13 protein-coding genes are annotated in these 17935 nt (G+C 64.5%); 6 read left to right on the forward strand and 7 right to left on the reverse strand.

Annotation, left to right across the window (positions count from 1 at the left end; translation table 11 throughout):
- Positions 1–111: 111 nt before the first annotated feature.
- Together VFA60_11515 and VFA60_11520 are read right to left on the reverse strand one after the other, a co-directional pair.
- On the reverse strand, positions 112–609 hold the full coding sequence (locus tag VFA60_11515; GenBank protein HZQ92413.1) for a hypothetical protein: 498 nt from the start codon (positions 607–609) through the stop codon (positions 112–114).
- Positions 610–958: 349 nt separating this feature from the next.
- A complete protein-coding gene (locus VFA60_11520) occupies positions 959–2593 on the reverse strand; it encodes a M20/M25/M40 family metallo-hydrolase (GenBank protein ID HZQ92414.1) in 1635 nt (544 codons plus the stop codon).
- A 112-nt stretch (positions 2594–2705) separates the two neighbouring features.
- Here VFA60_11520 and VFA60_11525 point away from each other — a divergent pair, with 112 nt between their 5' ends.
- A complete protein-coding gene (locus VFA60_11525) occupies positions 2706–4016 on the forward strand; it encodes an ATP-grasp domain-containing protein (GenBank protein HZQ92415.1) in 1311 nt (436 codons plus the stop codon).
- Between the two features lie 126 nt (positions 4017–4142).
- Positions 4143–5015: a GGDEF domain-containing protein gene (locus VFA60_11530; GenBank protein HZQ92416.1), complete on the forward strand. Its 873-nt coding sequence runs from the start codon at positions 4143–4145 to the stop codon at positions 5013–5015.
- A gap of 48 nt (positions 5016–5063) precedes the next feature.
- Here the strand turns inward: VFA60_11530 and VFA60_11535 are convergent, their stop codons facing one another.
- The 3 genes from VFA60_11535 to manD form a co-directional block, all read right to left on the reverse strand.
- Positions 5064–6917 (reverse strand): hypothetical protein, encoded by a 1854-nt coding sequence (locus VFA60_11535; GenBank protein HZQ92417.1) that lies wholly within the window; start codon positions 6915–6917, stop codon positions 5064–5066.
- 157 nt (positions 6918–7074) lie between these two features.
- Positions 7075–8289 carry an alginate lyase family protein gene (locus VFA60_11540; protein ID HZQ92418.1) on the reverse strand — a complete coding sequence of 405 codons (1215 nt, stop codon included), beginning with the start codon at positions 8287–8289 and terminating at the stop codon, positions 7075–7077.
- Between the two features lie 149 nt (positions 8290–8438).
- Positions 8439–9647, reverse strand: a complete 1209-nt coding sequence (gene manD, locus VFA60_11545; GenBank protein ID HZQ92419.1) for a D-mannonate dehydratase ManD — start codon at positions 9645–9647, stop codon at positions 8439–8441.
- A gap of 54 nt (positions 9648–9701) precedes the next feature.
- On the opposite strand from manD, the gene VFA60_11550 reads away from it, so the two are divergent.
- Positions 9702–10475, forward strand: a complete 774-nt coding sequence (locus VFA60_11550) for a glucose 1-dehydrogenase (GenBank protein ID HZQ92420.1) — start codon at positions 9702–9704, stop codon at positions 10473–10475.
- 145 nt (positions 10476–10620) lie between these two features.
- On the opposite strand, the gene VFA60_11555 is transcribed toward VFA60_11550, so the two are convergent.
- Positions 10621–13182 carry a DUF4861 family protein gene (locus VFA60_11555; protein HZQ92421.1) on the reverse strand — a complete coding sequence of 854 codons (2562 nt, stop codon included), beginning with the start codon at positions 13180–13182 and terminating at the stop codon, positions 10621–10623.
- Positions 13183–13206: 24 nt separating this feature from the next.
- The gene (locus VFA60_11560) at positions 13207–14514 is read right to left on the reverse strand and encodes an MFS transporter (GenBank protein ID HZQ92422.1); all 1308 of its coding nucleotides are present in this window, start codon (positions 14512–14514) and stop codon (positions 13207–13209) included.
- Here VFA60_11560 and VFA60_11565 point away from each other — a divergent pair.
- From VFA60_11565 to VFA60_11575, 3 genes are all read left to right on the forward strand, one after another.
- Positions 14507–14653 (forward strand): hypothetical protein, encoded by a 147-nt coding sequence (locus tag VFA60_11565; protein HZQ92423.1) that lies wholly within the window; start codon positions 14507–14509, stop codon positions 14651–14653. The two genes, VFA60_11560 and VFA60_11565, sit on opposite strands and share 8 nt — an antisense overlap.
- Positions 14654–14821: 168 nt before the next feature.
- Positions 14822–15952 (forward strand): glycoside hydrolase family 27 protein, encoded by a 1131-nt coding sequence (locus VFA60_11570; protein HZQ92424.1) that lies wholly within the window; start codon positions 14822–14824, stop codon positions 15950–15952.
- A 154-nt stretch (positions 15953–16106) separates the two neighbouring features.
- Complete coding sequence (locus tag VFA60_11575; GenBank protein ID HZQ92425.1) at positions 16107–17933, forward strand: sodium:solute symporter family protein; 1827 nt, start codon at positions 16107–16109, stop codon at positions 17931–17933.
- Positions 17934–17935: the final 2 nt, after the last annotated feature.

Consider the following 17935-nt stretch of genomic DNA (forward strand, 5'->3'; position numbering starts at 1 on the left):
GGTGCGCGAATGCAGAAGCGGAATCTGCTTCCGGTCCGCTTCCAACCGCCCTATGACAAGGGCTTTGGTGATAAGGATTCGGTCTGAAACCGCTTCCCGTTCTGAGAGAGTCTATTGAGAGTGTGGATGCTCAACTCGTGGCTTCGAACGCCGGGCCGTCTCGCGCGCTGTTGCCAAGAACGAATCTACCTCCACACCGTTCGTGCGGGCGTACAGTTTGCGGTTTAGCCCTGGCGTTGCGAAGGACCTGACGTTCCCACCTGAGCTGATCTCAAAGATGCCCTGTCCGAGACCGGATGGACTGAACGAAGGCGAACCTCGCGCACCTTGCAAATAAAGAACGTAGCGGTGATCATTCAGCAGCCTGTGCAGGCTCGACATTTGGACCTCTGCAACACCCTCAGGGAATTGATACTTGCCTCCGGGCAAAGCAACGCGCAGAACGCCTCCCACCGGGACGTTTCCTTTCAGCGATTCGCTCACTCGAACGTCGTACACCGTAACGATCGTTCTACCCTGATCTGCAAGTTCGCAGGCATTGCTGATCGGCGCCCCGGCGACAACGATATCGCTATCATTTGATAAGGTCTCCAGGTCGTCATAGCTCATGAAACTCTCGCCTAACAGGTCGACCGAGTAGCTCCCTCCGCTAAGTCTGACAGCCTCCCGCAGTCCGCCCGGGCTTCGGAGTGCGTCAACGAGCTCGCGATTCCTGGGACCGGCAGTTTGTGCAGGTATCACCTGACAGCCAATTAAGACTGGAATCAGCCAACCGATCTTCTTCACAAGCACACTTCTCTGGACTTATCCAAGGCTCCCTTAACTGCAACTGAGGGGGACAAAACCGATCACGTCTTCTCTAGCGACGTGATAGGTTCCATTCGAGTCTTGCTCATACACAACCAGCACGATCCAGTATCCATAACAAAATCCTCCTCCAATACCTGCACCCGCGCTATCACCGATCACCGGATCCCCGAGGGTCCTGTTTTGCAGGCAGAAAACGCGGGTTCGCGGCTTCGTCCGCAAACCTCCAGCCGGTGAGGTACGCGAGCCGGAGAATGTTGGCCATCTTGGTGAAATTGATTTTCTCCACCGTGTCGCTGGGCTGGTGATAGTCGGGATGGAAACCGGTGAACCACCACACGGCGGGAACGTCGTGCAGCGCGAAGGGAAACTGATCGCTGCGCTGGAAGACGTTCAGAGCAGCGTCGTCGTCCCACTTGTAGGTGAGGCGCAGGCCAATGGCACGATTAGCTGCCTCGACAGCGGCGCGATAGTCCGGACTGTAGTTGGCGCCGATCAGGCCGAGTTCGTTCGACGTGTCGGGCGAAATCTGCGTGAGGCCTTCGGTCTGCGTGCTGGGCGCCTCGTTGCGGCCGATCATGTCGAAGTTGATCACGGCGCGCGTGGTTTCCAGCGGCCGCAGCGGGTGCGCCGCGTAGTAGTAGGAGCCGAGCAGGCCCCGTTCTTCGGCGGCGAATACCACGAACAGCAACGACCGCTTCGGCCGCGCAGGATTGGCGGCGAAGGCGCGCGCCAGCTCGACTACGCCGACGGTGCCGGAACCGTTGTCGTCGGCGCCGTGAAAGATTTTGCCGTCGCGCGCGCCGTCGTGGTCGAAGTGTCCGCTGTAGACGATGGTGTCGGCTTTCAGCGCCGGGTCGCTGCCCTCGAGCAGGCCGACGACGTTCCGCGTCGTACCGCGGCGCGTGGAGGCGTTGGCGATCGTCATCTCGACGACCGTGTCGGGCAGCGGCATGGAAGCGGGCTTGAGCGTGGAATCGATTGAGGATTGAAGTTCGGCGGGCGTCTTCCCCGCGGTTGCCAGGAGCTGGTTAGCGACCGCGTCGCTGATGTTGTAGAGCGGAATCTTCACCTCGCTTTCGGCGATGGCTTGCGACGGCATCTTCTGGAAGCGCTCCATGAAGCCGGGGATGCGCGCCAGTCGCTCGATGTTCGACGGGTGCTTGCGATTGGGCTCGGGCGCGAGCAGCACGCCGATGGCGCCGTGGCGCTGCGCGTTCAGCGTCTTCAGGCGCGCGTTGGCGTGGCGCGTGTTGCCGACCCCGTTGAAGACGGAACCTGGGTCTGTCTCTTGCGGTTCATGATCAAAGATGAGGACGATCTTGCCGCGCGCGTCGAGCCCCGAGTAGTCGTCGTAATTGAACTCGGGCGCGGTGATGCCGTATCCGGCGAAAACGACCGGCCCGCGGACGGTGCGGTCGTAGGGAAAGCCGCCGTAGAAGTCTTTGAAGTACTCGAAGCTCTGCATCTTGCCGCCGCGCTCGAGCGCGACGCGGGAAGCCGCGGGATCGGTGTGGTATTCGATCAGCGGCACCGCCTGGAAGTAGCTGTTGCCTGCGGCCGGCTTCAGGCCCGCCTTGGCGAACTCGGCGGCAATCCACTCGATCGCGGCCTCCGAGCCCGGCTGCAGCGACATGCGGCCCTCGAGCGCGTCGCAGGCGAGGAAGGTGAGATCGGCGCGCAGGTCCTGCTCGCGGATGCGGTTGTAGCCGGGCGCGAAGCGCGCGTCGGGAGCGGTTTGGGCTGCGGCGGTGGCGAGGAGCAGGAAGAGCGCGAGTCGTTTCATCGGCGGAATTCTACCCCGGCTGCCAACGTCATAAAGCGTTCACACCAGGGACACCAAAAGCATAGGCAATGCTCGTCGTTGGGCGCGCCGATTGCTGGTAGGCTGAGGGTGGATGTCTGCACACGCAAATCGGCGGCTGCTGCTGCTGACCAGCAAGACCGGCTACCAGACGCGCGCCTTCGTTGACGCCGCGCGGGAGCTGGGACTCGACGTCATGTTCGGCAGCGACCGCTGCCACGTCCTCGACGATCCCTGGGCCGACGGCGCGGTGGCGCTGGAGTTCCAGGATCCGGACGACGCGGCGCGGCGCCTGCTGAACGCCATCGGCGAGCGGCGGGTTGACGCCGTGGTCGCACTGGGCGATCGTCCAACGCCGGCGGCCGCTCGCGTGTGCCAGGCGCTCGGACTGCCGCACCATCCGCCCGAAGCGGCGGATGTTTGCCGGGACAAATACCGCTCGCGCGAGCGGCTGCGCCAGGCGGGAATGAACGTGCCGGCGTTCGCGCGCGTTCGCCTCGGCGCTTCCTGCGACGACCTGCTCGGCGCGGCGGCGGCGCTCGGCGTCCCGTGCGTGCTCAAGCCGCTGGCGCTTGCGGGCAGCCGCGGCGTGATTCGGGCCGACAACGCGGCGGAAGTGGTCGCCGCTTTCCAGCGCATTCGGGCGCTGCTCCGCGGCCCCGATGTCCGCGTGATGCGTGAGGAAACCAGCGACTACATCCAGCTCGAATCCTATGTTGACGGGAGCGAGGTTGCCGTCGAGGCGCTCATGCAGCACGGCCGGCTGCGCGTCCTCGCCATCTTTGATAAGCCCGACCCCCTGCTGGGCCCGTACTTCGAGGAGACGATCTATGTCACGCCATCGCGGCTGCCGCAGAGCACGCAGGCAGAAATCGTTGCCACGCTGGAGCAAGCCGTTGCGGCACTCGGGTTGCAGCACGGGCCGCTGCACGCCGAACTGCGGGTGAACGATCAGGGAGCCTGGCCGCTGGAAGTGGCGGCACGGCCCATCGGTGGATTGTGTGCGCGCGCGCTGCGGTTCCGGGTGGGCTCGGAAGAAAACGTCTCACTGGAAAGCGCGATCATTCGGCTGGCGCTGGGAGACGATCTGCTGGGCCTGGAGCGCGAGAAAAATGCCGCCGGCGTGATGATGATTCCCATTCCCGAAGCGGGCATTTACCGCGGCGTTGACGGACTCGACGGGGCCGCAGCCACTCCCGGAATTCGCGAAGTCCGCATCACCGCGAAGCCGGAGCAGAAGCTCGTGCCGCTGCCGGAGGGAAGCAGCTACCTGGGCTTCATTTTCGCGAGCGCGGAGCGGCCTGAGCAGGTGGAGCACGCGCTCCGCCAGGCGCACGCGAAGTTGCGCTTCCACGTGGCCGCCGAACTGCCTGTCTTGAGTCACCACGGCCAGCCAGGAACGTAACGAAAGCCGTTGCCCCTCCCGATTTGGGATATCCTTCGTTTACGTTTTCGCTCACTTCTCGGTTCACAAGCGCCCGGCAATTGCGATAGCATTCCCGCCAAAACAGAGGAGATTGGGGACCAGGGAATGAGTAAAGTGGAGCCCGTGGGGGGCACGCCTGCGACGCCCTCCGCCCCGAAAGAGTGGGGCGGCGCCCCGGAGGTGCCGGCGCCGGTCCGCGAACTTCAAGAAAGCCTGAAGAAACTCGACCGCCGCGACTGGTGGTTGTGGGCCACGGCCATCGTCATCCTGCTGCTGCTGTGCGTGGCGGTGTTCAGCCTGTCGTTTCCCAGCTTCTGGCAGAAGGAAGAATTCTTCTTCCAGACGCGCATCGAGCTGGGTGTGCGCGGGCTGCTGGGAATGGTGCTGCTGTTCAGCACGTTCGCGCTCTATCAGCAATTCCTGATCAAGCAGCTGCGGCACAAACTGGCTTCGCAGATCGGCGTGGTGGCTGATCTGCACGGACGCGCCGAGGTCTTCGAGCGGCTGGCGATCCTCGATCCGCTGACGGGACTGTTCAACCGGCGGTTCGCCACGCAGCATCTGCCGGGCGAGGTGGCGCGCTCGGAGCGCCACGGATATCCGTTCACCGTGCTGATGGTGGACCTGGACGGCTTCAAGCGAATCAACGACACCTACGGACATCCGGCGGGCGACGCAGCGCTGGAAGCGTTCGCGCGGCACATGAAGCGCTGCATCCGCTCGAGCGACCTGCCGGTGCGCATGGGCGGCGACGAATTCATGGTGCTGCTGCCGGAGTGCGACACCCAGCAGATACAGAATCCGCTCACCCGCATGCGAACCTGCCGGTTCGAGTACCTCGGTCACAGCATCCCGATTCAATTTTCCGCGGGATGGGCGCAACACAAGCCAGGCGAGATGGTGGCCGAGTTGCTTCAGCGCGCCGACAACGAACTCTACAAAGACAAGCGGCGCGAGGCGGCCGCGGTGTCCGTCTAGGCATTCAACAGCGCTTGAGGGGCGTAGCAAGCTGGGTCTCTACAGCGGCTACTGCCAGGCAATCTCGCAGACGAACTTCACCGGCTTCCGCGGCGCAATCGCCACGTCGCTTGCTTCCATCTCAAGGTGAAGCGGAATTGGGCCGAGCGGGCTGCGTCCGAGCGGCGAGTTGCCGCCGGCGATGATCCGCTCATTCAGCGGCCAGGGGGACTGCGTTACGGTGAAGTGGACGGCGCCTTCTTTCGAGCGGAACACGTCCGAGCGCTGAGACTTGCTGAAGCTGGTGGCAACGGAGCCGAAGGTGGACGGAAAGACCATTGACCAGTTCCTGATGTGAACCGGTTTGATCGCGGTGAGCACTTCGCTGCGGCGCAGGCGCGCGCCGTCCCATGTCCAGGTGACCTCGCTGCGCAACCCGGGATCGGTGAAGGCGGCGGCCTTGCCGCCGACGATGGCCCAGTTCTTCCAGACGGCGGTGACCGAACGCCCGTCGGCGGCGGGGCGGATTTCGTCGGCGCCATCGGCGGCGGCGATGACCGGGCCGTCGTCGAGCTCGACATAGGGGACAAGCGCTGGATACTTCTGCTCGACCGGCGCGGCGAATCCCGGAAGTCCGTGCGGTGCGGGGAGATAGTCGGTGATGGCGCCGTGCTCGCCGGTGGTAAACGGCACGGCGAAGCGCTTACCGTTGCGGCGAACGATCCACACGCCGGCCGGGCGCGCGCCCTGGCGGAACCACTGGAAGCGCTGCACGTCGGCGAGCGTGGCGCGGGGGGGAATGGTGGTGATGTGCTCGCGGGCGAGCGCCTGCGAGAAGACGATGTGCGCCGTCAGGATTTTCCCCAGGCCGCTGGTTGTCTGCTGCCACTCGCGCTGGGGCGTGATGTAGGAGTAGTTGCCGCGCCCGAAGGCGAAAACCGAGAGCAGGTGCCGCTGATCGTTGTAGTCGTGGCGCAGCCAGGTCCACGCCGCGTAGTACGCGCCGGCGAGCTGCTCGAGCGGCGCGGGACGGAACTGTGGATGCTCTCCGAGGAAGGCGGCAATCTCCATCGTGTCCAGGTAGCCGATGGCCCCCTGGCTGCGGCCCCAGGGATAGCCGTAGCCGTCGGGCGTCTGGAGGTCCCACCACAAGCGCATCTGCGTCTTCAGCGTGGGCTCGAGGGCCTGCAACAGGTCTTTGCGGCCGGCGGTTTCGGCGGCTTCGTAGACGTAGCGCGCGTACTCCTGTGAGTAGCGGTCGTAGCGGCCCGTGGGTTGGGAGTCGTCGGCAAAGAGCGCGCCGGAAGTGAATTGTTTGGCGGCGGCGTTGAGGAGGTCATCCACGTCGGCGCGGCTGGTTTCCACGCCGAGCTGGAAGCTGAGCGTGGCAACGCGCGCGGCCACGCCATGATAATTCTCGGCGAGATTGATCACGTGGTGCTCGCGGCGATCGTAGAAGCGGCCCACGTCGAGCAGCGAACGCCAGGCCGTCTTTTCTTCCGGCGTGAGCGATTGCCAGAGCGGGTTCGAGTTCAGGTCAGCGCCGAAGCTGCGCAGCGCCAGCGCGGCGTAGAGCTGCGAAAATGCTTTGCCTCCCTGGCGGGACTCGATCAGCCCGATCTTGCCGATCAGTTCGGCGAGGTCGCGGCCGGCAAGCTGATTTTCGCCGGTGAGCTCGTGGTAAGCGGAAAGCGCGCGCATGAACGTGCCCCAGGAGAAGTCGCCTGTGGTGGGCACGCCGAGAATGCGGTCCTGCGGCGGCGAGAGCGAGTGAATGTCGGCCACGTGGGCTGCGAGTTCGCGCGCAAGGAACGCACGGATGTCGCGGTCGAGGTCGGCGGTGGACACGGTGGACCGCGCCGGCTGCGCCAGGAGCGGCGCACTGAGGGCGAGCAAGAGCAGAGGGATCAAGATGCGTCTCATCTGTAATTTGCGATGGGCGATTTGTGATTTGCGATTATGCGGGCTGTCCGCCCTGAGGATTCCCGTTGCCTGCTGCAGGCGAACTGCATAGGTCCTGGGGCGGCAAACGACGCGGCCCCAGGATGACCTTTCCGTGAAAAATTGTGGTTCTTGATCTTCACTTCGCTGCTTTCCTTACGCGTGCAACTCTGACCGGCACGCGTGCCAGCACCGCTTCGAGGCTGCGCGGCGCGTCGGCGTCGATGCGCGCGGCGGCCTGCGTGTATCTCGGATCGTTGTAGCGGACGGCAGCGGCGAGAAGTGCCGGCACGATGTCGTCGGCATGGAAGTCGGCGATCTGTTCGTAGGGCCACTTCTCATCGCCGCTGGTGAACGGTATCAGGAAGTCGAGCGCGGCGCGCAGGCTGCGTCCGTCGGCGGTGCGGGCGTTCCAGAGATCGATGCCGGGCCCTTCGCCGAGACGCGCCAGTTGAACGAGAGCATTGAGGTTAAAGACGCTATAGCCGAATGATTTTGTCCGCGCCAGCTCCAGGGGCTGGCGGCCGTCGGGCTCGATCTGGACGGCGATGCGCTTCGACCGAACTTCGTTGAGGACGGCGCGCGCGATGGCGCGCTGATGCGTGAACAGCGCGAGCGCGACGAGCTGTCCGTCGTACCACGTGCCGTGATTGTTCTTCGCGGCGGCTTCGTCTTTGCCGTTCTTGCTCTCACGCAGCCACTTCACGAACTCGGCGCACCAGCGCTCCATTCCCCGCTGGTCGGCAGCGGTCCATGACCTGGAGCCGGCGAGCATGCCGACCGCGTCGACGATGCGAGGGAAGCCGCGCGTTTCGATGAGGCCGATGCCACGCCCGTCGTTGATGCCGCGGATGGCCTGCGCGTACGTCAGGTTGGGATTCATGCGCGTGGCGGGTGTGAGAAACCACGCGCGGAGCAGTTCGGCGGCGTGCGCGGCGTAGCGCTCGTCGCCGAGCAGGTAGTAAGCGAGCGCGAGCGTGTGCGTGGCTGAGACGAGGCGGCCGAAGTTGTCGTGGTCGGAGATCTTTCGGATCTCGGGATTGGTCTCCCCATCGCGGCGGATATAGGGGAGCCCGTCGGGCTTGGATGGATCGGGCCACCAGTAGGGGGCCATGGACATGTAGTCGTGCTTGTCGCCGCTGGGCGGGGTGAGCGACTTGTCCACAACGCTCATGAGCGGCTGTTGCAGCGCTTTTTCGGCGTCGGCGCGGAGCCTGGCGGCGACGGCGGGGGCCAGCGTGGTGCGGGCCGACATCAGGGTTGCGGGATTGACCAGGAAGACCCGGGGCGCGCTTTGCGCGTCAGTCAGGGCGGAAGCGAATATGAGGCTGACGACAATGACTCGTTTCATCATGCTTTGGTTCTCTTTGAACCTGGCTACGGCAGCGTGACCCTTGTTCGCGCCTCGTACGCGCGTTTGTGGCCAAGAAGCGATGGGCAGCTCGCATCCGCGGCGTCTTTCGCTGCGCCCAGGATGACTCAAATCAAACGAACACTTTTCTGCTACCAACTGTGCATCGTGCCGTCGAGCTTGCGGTTCACCGGCAGGTAGGCGCGCTTGTACGGATACTGCGCCGCGAGTTTCTCGTCGATGTCCACGCCAAGTCCGGGTTTGTCGCCCGGGTGCATGGAGCCGTCCTTGAATGTGTAGGCGTGCGGAAAGACCTTGTCGGTTTCTTCGGTGTGGCGCATGTATTCCTGAATGCCGAAGTTGTGCACGCTCAGGTCGAAGTGCAGCGCGGCGGCCATGCAGACGGGCGAAAGGTCGGTGGCGCCGTGGCAGCCGGTGCGCACCTGGTAAAGCTCGGCGAGCGAGGCGATCTTGCGCAGGTGCGAGATGCCGCCGGAGTGGACGACCGTGGCGCGGATGTAGTCGATGAGCTGCTCCTGGATGAGCTGATGGCAGTCGAAGATCGTGTTGAACACTTCGCCCACGGCGATGGGTGTAATGGTATGCCTGCGGATCAGGCGGAATCCTTCCTGGAGCTCAGCGGGCGTGGGATCTTCCAGCCAGAACAGGTGATACGGTTCCAACGCTTTGCCGGCGCGCGCCGCCTCGATGGGCGTGAGGCGGTGGTGGACGTCGTGCAACAGGTGGACATCTTCGCCAAATTCCTTGCGCAGGCGCGCGAAGAGCGTGGCGACGAAGTTCAGGTAGGCTTCGGTGCTCCACGCGTTTTCCGGCGGCGCGTCTTTTTCGGCGGGCTCGTAGTACATCTTGCCGCGGCCGACGCCGTAGGTTGAGGCCAGGCCGGGAACGCCGGACTGCGCGCGGATGGCCTTGTATCCGAGCTTGAGGTAATAGGCGACGGCGGAGACCGTGGACTCAACGTCGGTGCCGCTGGCGTGTCCGTAGACGAGGACCGACTCGCGCGACGCGCCGCCCAGCAACTGATACAGCGGCTGGTTGGCAGCCTTCGCCTTGATGTCCCACAAAGCGGTATCGACGGCGGAGATCGCCGCCATGGTGACCGGCCCGCGGCGCCAGTACGCTCCTTGATAGAGGTACTGCCAGGTGTCTTCGATGCGCCGCGCGTCGCGGCCGATGAGCAGCGGGCAGACGTGATCGTTGAGGTAGCTGGCGACGGCCAGCTCGCGGCCGTTCAGCGTGGCGTCGCCGAGGCCGTGGATGCCGTCTTCCGTACTCAGCTTCAAGGTGACGAAGTTGCGCCCCGGACTGCAAACGATCACTTTGGCGTCGGTGATTCTCATGCCTGCGTTTATCCTACTTTGCCGTGCGAAATTGCCAAGGGACAAGGAGAAGGGATGGCGTATCCGCAGCTTGACCTGACCGGGAAGACGGCGGTGGTAATTGGCGGCACCAGCGGCATCGGGCTGGCGCTCACGCGCGCGCTGGCGCTGGCGGGCGCCGACGTGGCGCCGACCGCGCGCCGCAGCAAGGAAGTGGAGGCTGCGGCGGAGGAAGTGCGCAAAGCCGGACGGCGGTCACTGGCAATTTCCTCCGACGTGACCGATGCCGTAAGCATGGAGAAAGTGCTGGCGGCGGCGAAGAAGGAGTTCGGCGGCGTGGACATCCTGGTGAATTGCGCCGGACGCACCAAGCGCACGCCCACCCTGGAAGTGAGCGACGAAGAGTGGAATGGCATCATGGAAACGAACCTGACCGGCATGATGCGCGCGTGCCGCATCTTCGGCCGGCACATGATTGAACGCCGCTGGGGACGGATTATCAACATCGGGTCGCTGTCATCGTTTGTCGGGCTGCACGAGGTGGCGGCGTACGTCGCCAGCAAAGCGGCGGTGCTGGGACTGACCAAGGCGCTGGCCATCGAGTGGGCGAAATTTGGCGTGTGCGTGAACTGCATTGCGCCGGGAGTTTTTCGCACCCCGCTCAACACCGGACTGCTCGACAGCGACCGCGGACGCGAGTTCCTGGTGCGAACGCCAATGGGCCGCTTCGGAAAAGTTGAAGAACTGGGCGGCGCGGCCGTCTTCCTGGCCTCTGACGCGGCGAGTTTTGTGACCGGGACGGCGATCATTGTCGACGGCGGATTTTTGGCGAGCGGGGTCAATCAGTAGTTCCGGTTGCTCCTGCTTCGCCCTGCGCGCAGTTGTGTCCGAATTCCCTGGATCGGTCTCGGTCGCGCCCGCGCTCGCGGGGTCCTTCGCCCGCAAAGAACGCGGCCTCAGGATGACTGGCCGAGGATGTTCGTGACATCGAACATTACTTCTGCGCGGCGGCGCTCCGCGTTGCCGGCGCGTTCTTGTGCGCGTCGAGCCAGAGCAGCGCGTCGAGCAGATAGTACTGGCCGTAAATCAGCATGCCATCGTGCGGGCGGGTGCTGGAGCCGTGGCGCAGCACCCCCGGCGGAGTCGTGTCGCCCTGCGCGACCGGCGTCAGGTAGCGATCAATCAGGCTCTGCGCTATGGCCTCGCCCTGCCGGCGGTAACGCGAGCGGTCTTTTTCCGGCGCCAGTTCTGAAAGCCGCAGCAGGCCGCCGGAGATGAGGGCGGCGGCCGAGCTGTCGCGGTTGCGGAAGCGCACGCCCTCGTCATAGAAGTCGTACCAGGGGACGCTGTCTTCGGGGAGGTTCTGCACGACGAAGTCGGCGATGCGCTGCGCGGCGGAAAGCAGCCGCGGATCGCGCGTTTCCCCGTAGGCGACGGTGAAGCCGTAGAGCGCCCACGCCGTGCCGCGCGACCACGGCGTATCGGCGGCGAAGCCCTGGTGCGTGTGAGTGAAGATCCATTCGCCCGGCGCGGCGCTGTTGGGCGCCGTCACCTTGTTGTTGAACGGCGCGCCACCGCGGAGCGTGAACTCCTGGCGGTTGTCGCCGGGATTGTAGTGCACGCTCTGGATCACCGACCCATCGGGCCGAATGAGCCACTCGGCCGAGCGCAGCGCGTGCTTGAGGCCCATGTCGCGCCACTTCTGTTCGCCGGTCTGGCGAGTGGTCCACCAGAGCAGTTGCAGGTTCATCATCGTGTCGATGATGGTGTCGTCGCCGTTCACGTCCCACGCGGGAATGAGCTGCGTGGTCGGGTTGTACAGCTGCTCCAGCCGGGCGGCGGCGCGGAGCGCGCTCTCGCGATCGGCGGGCCGCTTCGTCAAGTCGAAGCCGAGCGCAGTGGAGTAGAAGTAGAGGAAGCCGGCGTCATGGTTTTGCTCTTTTTCGTGGCCGGCGAGGCGCGACGTCCACAGCTCGGCCCAGCGGCGATACTTTTCGTCGCGCGTGCGCTCGTACATACGCCAAAGTTCGGCCGTCCAGAACGATCCGGTCCAGAAGAACCCTTCGCGGCGCGTCCACTCGCCGGTGGAATTGTCGCCCTCGGTGAAAAAACCGGGGCCTCGGTTGGTGGCAGAGGCTTCGGGCGCAGTGGCGGAGACGACCGGCTCCCACTTCTGCGCGGTGCGGTCAATTTCCTGACGGAGAAGATCAATTGCCTCGGCCACGGTCTTGGTGTGCGCCGGGTGGAGCGTGTCAGGCGGCGCTGACTGCGCGGCGGCGGACTTGGAGAGCATTGTGACACGCGCTGGATGGGCCATGGCGTCCGCCTGCGCACGGACCACGGCGAGGAAGGCGTCGCGTGTCTTCATCGCGGTGCTCGGCAGCACGTACGACTGGCGCTCGCGCTGCTCGTTCTGCGCCCCGAAGCCGTGGCGGTTGTTGCTCCCCTCTTCGCTCCACGCGGCCATGGTGTACCACTCGGCCCCGCCGTTGTTGAGGGCGAAGCGGACGAGAAAATTTTCCTTGTCGCTGGTGAAGCTGGCGCCGGGTGCGGCAGTAAGGACGGCGAGACCGAGGTTCTGTCCGGCGATGGCTTCGGTCGCGGTCGGTCCGGGCGCGACAACCTGCTCGCCCCACGTGGCGAGCCACGCGATGGGCGCGGTCGATGCAGTTTCAGGATTCAGCCCGGCCTTGAGCGGAAGGCCGGTCACGTAGGTCGCGGGAAACGCCGGCTGCGCCGAGATTGCCTGCGTGAATCCGCGCTCGCCCGCCCACTGCGTTATGCGCGACGTCAGCGTGACCTTTTGTCCGCCAACGCTCCAGCCGCCGTACTCCAGCTCGACGATGGCGCGCACGGGCCCTGACGAGAGAATGCGCCACTGGCGATTGGCAACATCGGCGACCTTGACAACCTTGCCGTCGACCAGCGCCGCGACCGAGCCGATGCCGATGGCGTCGCCCACCTTATAGATGTCGCGGCCCTCGGGCGATTCGTAGTGGTAGCCGTAGTCGGGCGAAGCGAAAATGTGGAGCTGCATCGTCAATCGCCGCTTGCCGTAGAGGTCAATCGCGTTGCGCGGATCGAAGTACACGCGCCAGGCGTTCAGGTCCGATTCCCATCCGAGGCCCTCGATCTTGCGGCTGAAGAGCGCGTTGGTGCGCGCAGGATAGTCGGCGCGCAGGCGCCAGATGCGGTCTTCGTCGCCGTAGGAAATGGTGACGACGCGTTTCTGGCGCGGCTTGAGCGGAACCTGGAAGGCGAACTCCTCGGCCTTGCCGTCGGCGTCCAGGTCGTCGGCCTGCGAGGGCAGTTCGGCGGCCTGGAGGACGGCGGCGTCGCCTTCGATGCTGTCGGCATCGGTGACGGTCACGATGGCCGAGCCGGGCTTGAAGTCGGGCGCGACCGCGCGGAGGTCTTTGATCGGAACCACGACGTCCGCGGTGCGCGCGGCATCGCCGGGATTTTCGACGAGCAGCTTCACGCCCTTGATGTGGCCGGCAGCAAGGGCGGGCACGGCAAGCAGCAGCGCAGCGGCAACAGCGAGCGGTTTTCTCATGATGTGAGTCGGCGTCATGCGACGTTACTCGATGCGCGCGGGTTCCAGGCGGGGCGCAAGCAGGTGAATGATCGCGAGCGCCGTCAGGTAGGCGCATCCGGCGATGATGAACGGAACGGTATAGCTATGCGTGCGCTGCAAAATCGGCCCGACGATGGCGGCGATGGTCATCCCGCCCACCGCGCCCGCCATGCCGCCAATCCCCACAACGGAGCCGACCGCCTTGCTTGGAAACATGTCTGACGGGAGCGTGAACAGGTTGGCGGAGAACCCCTGGTGCGCGGCGGTGGCGAGTCCGATGAGCAGCACCGCCGTCCACATGCCCTGAACGTGCGGCGCCATCACAACGGGAAGGACGCACAGCGCGCAGATCGCCATGGTGAACTTGCGGGCGCGGTTCACGTTGTTGCCGCGCTTGATCATGGCGGAGGAGAGCCACCCGCCGGCCACACTGCCCACGTCGGCAATGATGTAAATCACCATGAGCGGCACGGCGATCTGGGCCAGCGAGAGGCCGTGCTGCGACTGCAGGAACCCCGGGACCCAGAAAAGGTAAAACCACCAGACCGGATCGATGAGGAACTTGCCGATGCCGAAGGCCCACGTCTGGCGATGCGGAATGAGGCCTGCCCAGCGGATTTTTTCCACGGGCGGCTGCGGATCGCTGCGGATGTATTCCAGTTCGGCGCGCGAGCAGTTCGGGTGGTCCTCCGGTTTGCGATACAACCACAGCCAGAAGATGAGCCACACGAAGCCGACGGCGCCGGTGACGATGAACGCCCAGCGCCAGCCAAGGTGCAGCGTGATCCAGGGAACGATGAGCGGCGTGACGATTGCGCCCACGTTCGTCCCGGCGTTGAAAATGCCGGTGGCGAAGGCGCGTTCTTTCTTCGGGAACCACTCGGAAACGGCTTTGAGGCTGGCGGGAAAGACGCCGGCTTCACCGAAGCCGAGCGCGGCGCGGGCGGCGCCGAAGCCCGCGACGGAGCCGGCGAAGGCGTGCGCCATCGAGGCCAGGCTCCAGAAGACCATCGCCGCGGCGTAGCCGATCCGCGTGCCGAGCCGGTCCATGAGGCGTCCCATCGCCAGCATGCCGGCGGCATACGCGGCCTGGAAGAAGAGCACCAGGTTGGCGTAGTCCACTTCGGTCCAACCGAGATCGTGCTGCAGCGTGGACTTGAGGACGCCCAGCACCTGGCGGTCCATGTAATTCTTGGTGGTGCCGAGCAGGAGCAGCGTGCAGATGACCCAGCGAAACCACCCCACGCGCGTGGCGGGAGACACCGATGCAGGAGCGGCGACGGCGGCAGCGGCAGTGCGTTCGGTGTCCATCGATTCGGCCAAACAGCGCGATGCGCGCGGCGACCCGGCGATACTGCATTGCGGTACGGAGTTTTGCCGCACGCGCGAAACAAATAAAATGCTCGGCTATTCTGCCGAGCGCGAACAACCGCTGCAAGTTGCGGACTGATTCATCGGGGTCCCGGCCGCACCCGCAAGCGCGTCTTACGATGCGGCACAGCACGGCATTATACGAGACGCTGACGCAGAGTCAATTCATTTCTTCCTGCAGAGGAGCGACGCGATGAATGGGTTTCGATCCGCACGCCGGCTTGCCGTGACGATGATTGTTTTCACGATGTGTTCCGCGGTTTGCGCGCAACAGCCGGCGGCGATCGCGGCCACGCCGCCGATGGGATGGAACAGCTGGAACCACTTCAACAAGAGCGTGGACGACGCTACCATCCGCGCGCAGGCCGATGCCATCGTGTCCAGCGGCATGCGCGATGCCGGCTATCTCTACGTGAACATTGACGACACCTGGGAAGGCGAGCGCGACGCAAACGGCGTGCTGCGCTCCAATAGCAAGTTTCCCGACATGAAGGCGCTGGCCGACTACGTCCACAGCAAGGGACTGAAGATCGGCATTTATTCGACTCCCGGTCCGAAGACGTGCGCCGGCTTCGAAGGCAGCTACGGACACGAAGAGCAGGACGCACAGACGTGGGCCGACTGGGGCATCGATTATCTGAAATATGACCTGTGCGGACTGCGCGACATGATGAAAGCCGCACCGTCGCCGGAAGCCGCGCACAAGCTGATGGTGGATTCCTACATCAAGATGCGCGATGCGCTGCGCAAGACGGGGCGCCCGATCGTTTACAGCCTGTGCCAGTACGGTAATGACGCGGTGTGGCGCTGGGGCGCCGACGTGGGCGGCAACCTGTGGCGCACGACCGGCGACATCAGCGACCGCTACGCGCGCATGGAGACGATCGGCTTCAGCCAGGCGGGACTGGCCAGGTTCGCCGGCCCGGGACACTGGAACGATCCTGACATGCTCGAGGTCGGCAACGGCGGCATGAACACGGAGGAGTACCGCACCCACATGAGCCTGTGGGCCATTCTGGCGGCGCCGCTGCTGGCCGGCAACGACCTGACCAAAATGTCGCCCGATACCATCGCGCTGCTGACCAATAAGGAAGTGATCGCGATTGACCAGGACCCGGCGGGCATGCAGGGCGACCGCGTCTGGGCCGAGGGATCGATGGAGATTTGGGCGCGTCCCCTGGCCGATGGCTCGAAGGCGGTGGGCCTGTTCAACCGGCATCCACAGCCGATCCAGATGGAGGTGAAGTTCAAGGACGTGGGCTTCGCCGGAAAGCCGAAGGTCCGCGAAGTGTGGGCCGCGAAAGACCTGGGCGCGCTGGAGAGTTTTTCGGCGCGAGTACCGGCGCACGGCGTAGTGCTCTTGCGCGTGTCGAAGTAGCTCGTGCAGTGTGCTGTAGTTTCAGGTTTCCAGTTTCACGTTTCGAAATGCATTCGAATCGGCCCGCGGCGTTCTCTTTGACGCGAACGGCGTTGGCAGATAAGGTCGGTCAGCGGCGGGGGCCGCAAAGACGCGAGGGCTGGTCCTTTCTCCTATGCAACTCACCGCGATTGACTGGCTGATTATGGCGGTGTACTTCGCCTTTGTGCTCGGCATCGGCGTGGTGCTGCGCCGTTACACCAAGACGAGCACCGACTTCTTTCTGGCGGGTCGGTCGATTCCCGCGTGGGTGGCGGGCCTGGCGTTTCTCTCCGCAAATCTTGGCGCGCAGGAAGTGATCGGTATGGCGGCGAGCGGCGCCAAGTACGGTATCGCCACCAGCCACTTCTATTGGATCGGCGCCATCCCCGCGATGGTGTTCGTTGGCATCTTCATGATGCCGTTCTACTACGGCTCGCGCGCGCGCTCGGTGCCCGAGTATCTGCGCCTGCGCTTCGATGAAAAAACGCGCGCGCTGAACGCGATCTCGTTCGCGGTGATGACGGTGTTTTCCTCGGGCATCTCGATGTATGCCATGGCGAAGCTGATCCAGACGCTGCGCGTGCTGGATGCGCCGTTCGCGCGCATGGGGATTGATCCGGGCTGGATTTTTCACGTAGGCATCATCGTCTCAGCGGTGGTTGTGCTCTGCTACATCCTGCTGGGCGGGCTGAGCAGCGCGATCTACAACGAAGTGCTGCAGTTCTTTCTGATCGTGGCCGGATTGCTGCCGCTGGTGTTCCTCGGGCTGAAGAACGTGGGGGGTTGGGAGGGCATCAAGGCGAAGCTTGATGCAGGCTACGTGCACTCGTGGGCGGGCTTCGGCAGTGCTTCCACCAACCGCATGGGCGTGGAGTGGTTCGGATTGGCCATGGGCCTGGGATTCGTGCTCTCGTTCGGCTACTGGTGCACCGATTTCCTCGTGGTGCAGCGCGCCATGGCGGCCGACTCGATGCGCTCGGCGCGGCGCACGCCGCTCATCGCAGCCGTGCCGAAGATGCTGTTTCCGTTCATCGTGATCTTGCCGGGGTTGATCGCAATCTCGCTGCCCGGCACACGCATGGTACCGGTGTTGATGTCGGCGGGCACGGCGCCGGCGCAGGCCGGCGTGCAGCGTGCGCTATCGCAGGGTGCGCCCATCTACCAGTCGCAGGGACTGATCCCGCCGAAAATGGAAGCCGGTGCGCCGGTCGTAGACAAAAACGGTAACGTGCAGCTCGATTATGATCTGGCGCTGCCCAACATGCTGCTGCACTACTTCCCTACCGGCATCCTCGGGCTCGGACTGACGGCGCTGCTGGCCAGCTTCATGTCGGGCATGGCGGGCAACGTGACCGCCTTCAACACCGTTTGGACCTATGACATCTACCAGTCGTACATGCGCAAGGGCGCGAGCGACCAGCACTACTTGTGGATGGGGCGGATGGCGACGGTGTGGGGCATTGCGCTGAGCGTGGGTGCCGCATACATGGCCAGCCGGTTCAACAACATCATGGACATGCTGCAGCTGGTGTTCGCCTTCGTGAACGCGCCGCTGTTTGCCACGTTCCTGCTCGGCATGTTCTGGAAGCGAACCACCGGGCACGGCGCGTTCAGCGGACTGCTGGCGGGAACGGCTGCGGCGGCGATTCATCACGGGCTCACGCTGCCGGCGGGCGCCGCGCCGGGAGTGAAGGGCGGATGGTTGGGCGCGGTGCACATCTATCCGAGCGAGATGGCGCAGAATTTTTGGGCGGCGATTTTCGCCTTTACCGCGTGCTTCCTGGTGACAATTGCTGTGAGCGTGGTGACCGCGCCGCGCAAAGACGACGAATTGCGCGGGCTCGTCTATTCCCTCACGCCAAGGCCCGAGGAGCACGACCTCCACTGGTGGCAGAAGCCGGCCACGCTGGCGGTGGCGGTGCTGGCTGCGACGATGCTTTTAAACATTGTTTTCTGGTAGCT

The sequence above is a fragment of the Terriglobales bacterium genome, from assembly GCA_035651995.1.
In the GTDB taxonomy this organism is placed as follows: domain Bacteria; phylum Acidobacteriota; class Terriglobia; order Terriglobales; family Acidobacteriaceae; genus DASRER01.